Origin of the sequence: Escherichia sp. MOD1-EC5950 (assembly GCF_002965345.1) — a bacterium.
GTDB lineage: Bacteria > Pseudomonadota > Gammaproteobacteria > Enterobacterales > Enterobacteriaceae > Escherichia > Escherichia marmotae.
Window position 1 is genome coordinate 1 of the sequence record NZ_PTSR01000073.1, and the last position, 2,631, is coordinate 2,631.

At 47.7% G+C, this 2,631-nt stretch carries 7 protein-coding genes and 2 pseudogenes; 3 read left to right on the forward strand and 6 right to left on the reverse strand.

The window, feature by feature from the left end; translation table 11 throughout:
* The 6 genes and pseudogenes from BEA93_RS26430 to BEA93_RS26240 all read right to left on the reverse strand — a co-directional run.
* Positions 1 to 85: pseudogene (locus BEA93_RS26430) on the reverse strand (DUF4222 domain-containing protein); the annotation flags it as partial.
* Positions 86 to 89: 4 nt separating this feature from the next.
* Entirely contained in the window at positions 90 to 290 is a 201-nt protein-coding gene (locus BEA93_RS24085; RefSeq protein WP_001526653.1) for a hypothetical protein, read from the reverse strand.
* Positions 283 to 516, reverse strand: a complete 234-nt coding sequence (locus BEA93_RS24090; RefSeq protein WP_001526652.1) for a hypothetical protein — start codon at positions 514 to 516, stop codon at positions 283 to 285. The genes BEA93_RS24085 and BEA93_RS24090 overlap by 8 nt, the downstream gene beginning before the upstream one ends.
* Positions 509 to 874: a hypothetical protein gene (locus BEA93_RS24095; RefSeq protein WP_001526651.1), complete on the reverse strand. Its 366-nt coding sequence runs from the start codon at positions 872 to 874 to the stop codon at positions 509 to 511. Before BEA93_RS24095 ends, BEA93_RS24090 begins: the two co-directional genes overlap by 8 nt.
* On the reverse strand, positions 867 to 1,091 hold the full coding sequence (locus BEA93_RS24100; protein WP_000335966.1) for a hypothetical protein: 225 nt from the start codon (positions 1,089 to 1,091) through the stop codon (positions 867 to 869). The genes BEA93_RS24095 and BEA93_RS24100 overlap by 8 nt, the downstream gene beginning before the upstream one ends.
* A pseudogene (locus tag BEA93_RS26240) lies at positions 1,084 to 1,239 on the reverse strand (host cell division inhibitor Icd-like protein); the annotation flags it as partial. The gene BEA93_RS24100 and the pseudogene BEA93_RS26240, both read right to left, overlap by 8 nt.
* A gap of 397 nt (positions 1,240 to 1,636) precedes the next feature.
* On the opposite strand from BEA93_RS26240, the gene BEA93_RS26245 reads away from it, so the two are divergent.
* The 3 genes from BEA93_RS26245 to BEA93_RS26255 form a co-directional block, all read left to right on the forward strand.
* Positions 1,637 to 1,942 (forward strand): YlcI/YnfO family protein, encoded by a 306-nt coding sequence (locus BEA93_RS26245; protein WP_001526649.1) that lies wholly within the window; start codon positions 1,637 to 1,639, stop codon positions 1,940 to 1,942.
* Between the two features lie 57 nt (positions 1,943 to 1,999).
* Positions 2,000 to 2,200, forward strand: a complete 201-nt coding sequence (locus BEA93_RS26250) for a hypothetical protein (RefSeq protein WP_024193730.1) — start codon at positions 2,000 to 2,002, stop codon at positions 2,198 to 2,200.
* A 218-nt stretch (positions 2,201 to 2,418) separates the two neighbouring features.
* The coding region (locus tag BEA93_RS26255) for a hypothetical protein (protein WP_336603364.1) at positions 2,419 to 2,631 on the forward strand (213 nt) is incomplete at its 3' end.

A 2,631-nucleotide genomic window follows, 5' to 3' on the forward strand; every position in this document is an offset into this window, starting at 1 on the left:
GTCTGGTGTCGCGGTAAATATCTCCGTGTCTGATTTCAGGCCGAGAGAGACCGCTGGCAGTAAAGCCAGAATTTTTCCTTTTCATGGTTTTATTTTCCTGTCAGCAGTTCCGGTTTTATTTCTGCACGAATACAGAGTTCAGAAAAAAATTCAGGAGAACCCACAATCTCATTACTTTTCAGTCGGCATTGTGATTTCACTTTTTCTTTATCAAGGTAAACCAGCACGCGTCCGGTGAAATCATCTGGCACATTAAGCACTACGGGTACATGCGCTTCATGATTATGCATGGCTTACATCCTCCAGAGATTTTCTTCTGTAACGCGTCTCTGCCACATATTCAGCATAGTCCGACGCAATACTAAGAATCATTTCACCCTCTGACTTGTAGCCCCTGGTATTGATAAGAAAATATGCAGCTTTCATCATGTCAGCAATGCTCAACAATGCGCCCGATGTATCTTCCGGTGCGCCATCAAACTCCTGTTTCAGGGAATTAAAACGATCATCACGCATGTTTACCCCCCTGAATGACCTGATAACCGCAACTGGTCAGCAATTCGATAAATTCCGGCAGTGTGCCGAAACAGCAATCATCACGCAGACGTTCGCAGGATACTTCAACGCCGTTTTCGTAGTGACTCACCATACACCCGGTAAAATGCAGATCATCATCGTGATGGCACGTTGACGGCTTAATCAGTCGCGCACGTTCCGCCAGTTCCAGCAATGCTTCAACGCTTCCGGCAATTGCACCATCCGGCAGGTGATAATTACTTACCACGCGTCCATTCTCCACGTTAACCAGTAGCTGCCCGGAAAATATCTCGTCAAACTGAATGCTGTTAAGGTCAGAAATTGACAGGTTATGCATGGTGCACCTCCTGTACATCAGCCATGATAATTTTTCCGGCCTTATCCAGTGCCTGATCGGCTTTCAGCTGCACAAATGCTAAATAATGGGAGATGCATTCTGATTCTCTGGCTGCGTGTTTATGCGCCACACCAGCGATAGCAGAAATCTCAATAAGTGAATCCATCAGCGTTTTGATAGCGTCTACCGCTGCATCAGGCCATGTTGCATTACACATGCTCCACCTCCTGGCGAATACGGGCAGCGAATACCATCACGCAGCCATCAGGAGATTGCTGGCGTGCTTCCTGTTCGCTGGTGGCCTCGATGTGAATCACGCGCGGTTGTGCCGTACTCAGGGCGATAAAACGCCAGATAAAATTGTTTTCGCATTTCTGAATAAACAACGTGTTTTCTTCACGCCCTTTCCATGTTGCCGAGATATAGCCCATGTCATTGAGCATCTCGCAGGCATCAACCAGCGTATCGGCGGCTACATGAACAGTGTTTTTACCGTCAGCCATGCAATCACGGTGCACCGCCAGGAAGGTGTATATAAATTTAGGGTGAGTTTGGGTATGCTGTGCCCCAGCCATAATCGTTACCTCATTTAACGGTTTGGTTAGACGCCCCGCTACTGCCGCAAACAGTTCGGGGCGTTGTCGTTTATATCCTCTTACTGAGGTGTGATTTAAATTAAATTTAACTGAATCACAGGTCAAGTATTTTTTGTGATTCTTTTTTGTGTATACTGAATCACATCTTTTGTTTAGGAGAATGCACATGGCAAAAAACACTATCAACGACAAATCAAAACAGATTTCAATTCGTATCCCACATGATGCTTTTGAAGGCATGGAATCCGTAAAACTGGACGGCGAAAGCAACGCCGGATTCATAGTAACCGCCATGCGTGGTGAGATCGCCCGCCGCCAGGCAGAAGGAAGCGGAGAAAATCCCCTGGTTTCTTCGCTCAATGCACTGGCGCAGGTGGAAAAAATCGGAGTCAAAGCTGTCGAGGAGATCGGGCAGCTCGTCACCGTCGCACGTGAAGAACTCCAGCGCCGCAAGGCCAAAGAATCAGAATAATAACTATCATCGCCGTGGTGTGAGGAACTCCGGCGCATTGCTTTACAGGTACACAGAATGACCAACAAAGAATCGACCAATACACCATCACCGGCACGGAAAAGACAGCGCAGAAAGATAGCGTACGAATATGAGTCAGACAGATTCGCGCCCTGTGCGTTTATCCTTGAGAAATTCCTTAAAGAGTACAGGCGCACAAAAATGGGGTCGCATACCTGGAAAACATCGCGGCATGGCAATGTTAAAGAGCAGGAATAGCCCACCAGCAAGCCAGCACACTGATCACATTGCCCACCAGCCGCAAATCTGGCATTGTTGGCGATGTGTTCAAGTGTGTAGCTTTCCCACTGGTGGCCCTCTGCGGTCGCCTTTGTTTTATCCAGAACGAAATTAGACATCAGATTGATCATCACCTTGCGACCTGACAAAATCGCATCAGTCGCGCCACCAGCAAAATTTTTTGCTTTCCGGACAGCGTGACCAACGACATTTTGCAGCAAAATATTCTGCATTTCTGGCGTGCTGTAGTAACGGTGATCAGCGCCTTCACTCTGTGCGACCACAACGCTATAATCTGCCTCGTAGACAGTAAGCAATATGGCGCAGTAGGCTATTCGTTCACAAAGGCGCTCCGGCAACGGGGCGCTTTCTCTTTTTGTAACGGTCAGAGCGTTACACATGGCTGTTTT

Coding starts and splice junctions, on each gene's coding strand:
- BEA93_RS24085 (WP_001526653.1), bottom strand. CDS start 290: ATGCATAATCATGAAGCGCATGTACCCGTAGTGCTTAATGTGCCAGAT.
- BEA93_RS24090 (WP_001526652.1), bottom strand. CDS start 516: ATGCGTGATGATCGTTTTAATTCCCTGAAACAGGAGTTTGATGGCGCA.
- BEA93_RS24095 (WP_001526651.1), bottom strand. CDS start 874: ATGCATAACCTGTCAATTTCTGACCTTAACAGCATTCAGTTTGACGAG.
- BEA93_RS24100 (WP_000335966.1), bottom strand. CDS start 1,091: ATGTGTAATGCAACATGGCCTGATGCAGCGGTAGACGCTATCAAAACG.
- BEA93_RS26245 (WP_001526649.1), top strand. CDS start 1,637: ATGGCAAAAAACACTATCAACGACAAATCAAAACAGATTTCAATTCGT.
- BEA93_RS26250 (WP_024193730.1), top strand. CDS start 2,000: ATGACCAACAAAGAATCGACCAATACACCATCACCGGCACGGAAAAGA.